The organism is Micromonospora sp. 4G55 (assembly GCF_016803375.1).
In genome coordinates, this window is record NZ_JAEVHN010000542.1 from 1 (window position 1) to 4,245 (window position 4,245).

Sequence of the window (4,245 nt, forward strand, 5' to 3'; positions counted from 1 at the left end):
GGCCCCGGTCGATCGCTCCGGAGGAGAACGGATCGTCGCCGTCCCGGCTGTCGTCGACGGCGCGGGCCGGCGCCGGGACCGCAGGATGCCGACGATGCCCGCGCCGACCAGCAGCGCGCCGAGCACGCCGATCGCGCCGATCAGGTACGTGATCTGGTCCAGGCTGAGCGAGTCGTACCAGGACTTCTCGGCCACCGGCTTCTTGGCGCCGTCGGCTCCGGGGAGCGCCTCGGCCCCGGTCGTCGACGGGGTGTACGCGAGGATGTCGATCGGGTCGTCGTCGTTGAGGGTGCCGCCGTCGGAGACGGTCAGGAAGGTCTTCCCGTCCGGGGTGTAGGAGATCGCCTCGCCGAACGGGTCGGCCAGCGGGGTGACCAGTGGCTTGCCGGTGGTGAGCGCCGCCACGATGTCGTCGCCGGTCACGGTGTACTCGAAGGCGTCCGCGTAGGTGCGCAGCACCACCTTGGAGCCGTCGGGCGAGCGGGCCGCCCCGGTGATCGCCACCCGACCGAAGATGTTCATCGGGTTGTCAGTCGTCGTCTCCGGGAGGCTGATCTCCCCGACCTTCTTCATCGGCACCGGGTCGGTGTCACCGGTGCGCAGCTTCCCCGTCGGGGTGTAGATCTCCGCCTTGCCGCTGGGCACCTTGGTGATCACCAACGGCAGGCCGTCGGCGCCGATGAGCAGCGCCTCCGCGTCGTGCGGCTTCTGCTCCGGGTACGACATCCGGTGCAGCACCGGCTCCTTGCCGCCGCCGATCGGCATGCTCCACACCGCGATCCGGGAGCGCCGGTCCTTGCCCGGGTTGTCGCCGATGTCGGCGATCCAGAGCGTCTTCCGGTCCGGCGAGACCGCCAGGTCCTCGGTGTCGAAGGGGCCCGCCCCGGAGTAGCGGACCTCCTTGGTGACCCGGCACTTCGTGTCCAGGTAGAAGACCCGCTTGCGGTTGTCCTGCTGCGCGCTGTCGTTGACCGTGATGTAGCCGGTCTTCGTGGTCACCAGCCCGGAGAGCTCGTCCAGCCGCGGGTCGGTGACGGTACAGCGCTTCTTCGGGGCGGGAGCGGAGGTCACCGGTGCCGCCAGGGCGACACCGGTGGACGCCACGGTGGCCCCCAGCAGACCGAGGGCAACCGTGACCGAGGAAACAGCGCGGCGCATTGCGCCAGTGTCGCATGCCGCGGTGAACGGGCGTGTCACGCCGGGAGCGGCTACCGCGCCCCGGCGACCGCCTCCACCGCGGCGTACGGCGCCAGCTCGGCGGCGAGCGCCGTACCGACGCGCACGTGCAGCAGGGTGCCCTCGGGCAGGTGGGAGGTGCTCAGCACCTCGCCCTGCCGGTGCACCCGGGCCACCAGGTCACCCCGGTCGTACGGGAGCACCGCGCGGATCTCCACCGCCGGGCGGGGCAGCTTCTCCTCGACGGCCTGTCGCAGCCCGTCGATGCCGCGCCCGCTGTGCGCGGAGACGAAGATCGCGTCCGGCCAGAGCCGCTTGAGCCGCAGCAGGGTGTCCTCGTCGGCCGCGTCGGTCTTGTTGACCACGAGCAGCTCGGGCAGCCGGTCGGCGCCGACCTCGGAGAGCACCTCGCGGACCGCGCGGACCTGCTCCTCCGGGTCCGGGTGGGCGCCGTCGACGACGTGCACCACCAGGTCCGCCTCGGCGACCTCCTCGAGGGTCGAGCGGAACGCCTCGACGATCTGGTGCGGCAGGTGCCGGACGAAGCCGACCGTGTCGGAGAGGGTGTAGAGCCGGCCGTCGGAGGTGGTGGCCTTACGGGTGGTCGGGTCGAGGGTGGCGAAGAGCGCGTTCTCGACCAGCACACCCGCGCCGGTCAGCCGGTTGAGCAGGCTCGACTTGCCGGCGTTGGTGTAGCCGGCGATGGCGACCGCGGGCACGGCGTTACGGGAGCGCCGGGCGCGCTTGGTCTGGCGTACCGTCTTCATGCCCTTGATCTCGCGGCGCAGCCGGGAGATGCGGGTGCGGATCCGGCGCCGGTCGGTCTCCAGCTTGGTCTCACCGGGACCACGCAGACCCACGCCGCCGCCGGCGCCGCCGCCGCGACCGGAACCACCGGTCTGCCGGGACAGCGTCTCACCCCAACCGCGCAGGCGCGGCAGCAGGTATTCGAGCTGAGCCAGCTCGACCTGCGCCTTGCCCTCCTTGCTCTTGGCGTGCTGGGCGAAGATGTCGAGGATCAGCGCGGTCCGGTCAACGACCTTGACCTTGGTGCGCTGCTCCAGGTTGCGCAGCTGGGACGGCGACAGCTCACCGTCACAGATGACGGTGTCGGCGCCGGTGGAGAGGACCACCGCGCCCAGGTCGTCGACCTTGCCCCGGCCGATGTACGTCGCCGGGTCCGGGCGGTTGCGCCGCTGGATCAGCCCTTCGAGCACCTGCGAGCCGGCCGTCTCGGCCAGCGCCGCCAGCTCGGTCAGCGAGTTCTCGGCGTCGTTCTGCGTGCCCTCGGTCCAGACGCCCACCAGGACCACCCGCTCCAGGCGCAGCTGCCGGTACTCGACCTCGGTGATGTCGGTGAGTTCGGTGCTGAGGCCGGGGACGCGCCGCAGCGACTGACGCTCCGACAGTTCCATCTCGCCGGTGGTGACATCGAGCTCCTCGTCCTCGAAGGGCACGAAGCTCTCCTGGTTCCGCAAACCGGTCTCCTGTCCGTTTTTTGCCGCTAAGGAAAGTAATCCTGACATGTGGCAACGCCGGACGCACCTGCTATATGCCCGCCCCGGAGGTGGCAAAAGTCGGGGGCGGATGCCGGGCGACCTCGGCAGGCGGGTAGAAATGCCTGGCGAGCCGCTCAGCGTCGACGGAGGGACCCCGTGGCAATCACCCGACTACCGAGTGCCGGATTCTCGATCACGATCCGGATCGCGGTGCCCGCGGACGCCTCGTCGATCGGTCGGCTGACCACCGCGGTCGGTGAGGCCGGCGCGATCGTCACCGCCCTCGACGTGGTCGACTCCGACCCGACCAGCGTCATCGTCGACCTCACCTGCGACACCGCCGACGCCAGCCACGCCGACCAGGTGGTCGACGCGCTGACCGCGCTGGACGGCGTGGACGTGCGCAAGGTCTCCGACCGGACGTTCCTGCTGCACCTCGGCGGCAAGATCGAGGTCAGCCCGAAGGTGGCGCTGCGCACCCGCGACGAGTTGTCCCGCGCGTACACCCCGGGGGTGGCCCGGGTCTGCATGGCGATCGCCGAGAACCCGGCGGACGCCCGCCGGCTGACCATCAAGCGCAACACCGTCGCGGTGGTCAGCGACGGCTCGGCCGTGCTCGGCCTGGGCAACCTCGGGCCGGCCGCCTCGCTGCCGGTGATGGAGGGCAAGGCGGCGCTGTTCAAGCGCTTCGGCGGGGTGGACGCCTGGCCGGTGGTGCTGGACACCCAGGACACCGACGAGATCGTGCAGATCGTCAAGGCGATCGCCCCCGCGTACGGCGGAATCAACCTGGAGGACATCGCCGCGCCGCGCTGCTTCGAGATCGAGGCCCGGCTGCGCGAGGCGCTGGACATCCCGGTCTTCCACGACGATCAGCACGGCACCGCGATCTGCGTGCTGGCCGCGCTGACCAACGCGCTGCGCGTCGTGGGCAAGCAGCTCGCGGACGTCCGGGTGGTCGTCTCCGGAGCCGGCGCGGCCGGCACCGCGATCATGAAGCTGCTGCTGCGCCAGGGCGTGGGCGACATCATCGCGTACGACCGGCAGGGCGCCCTGCACCGCGGCCTGACCGGGCTCAACCCGGCCTGGCAGTGGCTGGCGGAGAACACCAACCGGGACAACTACGCCGGCGACCTGCCCGGGGCGGTCCGCGGTGCGGACGTCTTCATCGGGGTGAGCGCGCCGAACCTGCTCACCGGCGACGACATCGCCACCATGGCGAAGGACGCGATCGTCTTCGCGCTGGCCAACCCGGACCCGGAGGTCGACCCGCGGGAGGCGCGCAAGCACGCCGCGGTCGTCGCCACCGGCCGCTCGGACCAGCCGAACCAGATCAACAACGTGCTCGCCTTCCCGGGCGTCTTCCGCGGCATGCTCGACGCGCACGCCGAGGAGTTCACCGAGGAGATGGCGATCGCCGCGGCCCGGGCCATCGCGGACGTGGTCGGCGAGGAGAAGATCAACCCGACGGTGATCGTGCCGAGCGTCTTCGACTCCCGCGTCGCCCCGGCGGTCGCCGCCGCCGTCCGCGCCGCCGCCCAGAACCCGGCCACCGCGCCGCGCCCGGCCG

At 71.5% G+C, this 4,245-nt stretch carries 2 protein-coding genes and 1 pseudogene; 1 reads left to right on the top strand and 2 read right to left on the bottom strand.

Translation table 11 applies throughout. The features are described 5' to 3' along the window. Both JNW89_RS29365 and hflX read right to left on the bottom strand, forming a co-directional pair. Positions 1 to 1,158, bottom strand: a pseudogene (locus tag JNW89_RS29365) (hypothetical protein); the annotation flags it as partial. A gap of 50 nt (positions 1,159 to 1,208) precedes the next feature. After that, a complete protein-coding gene (hflX, locus tag JNW89_RS29370) occupies positions 1,209 to 2,654 on the bottom strand; it encodes a GTPase HflX (protein WP_238451564.1) in 1,446 nt (481 codons plus the stop codon). 177 nt (positions 2,655 to 2,831) lie between these two features. On the opposite strand from hflX, the gene JNW89_RS29375 reads away from it, so the two are divergent. After that, a partial coding sequence (locus JNW89_RS29375) for an NAD-dependent malic enzyme (protein ID WP_238451565.1) occupies positions 2,832 to 4,245 on the top strand: 1,414 nt, incomplete at its 3' end.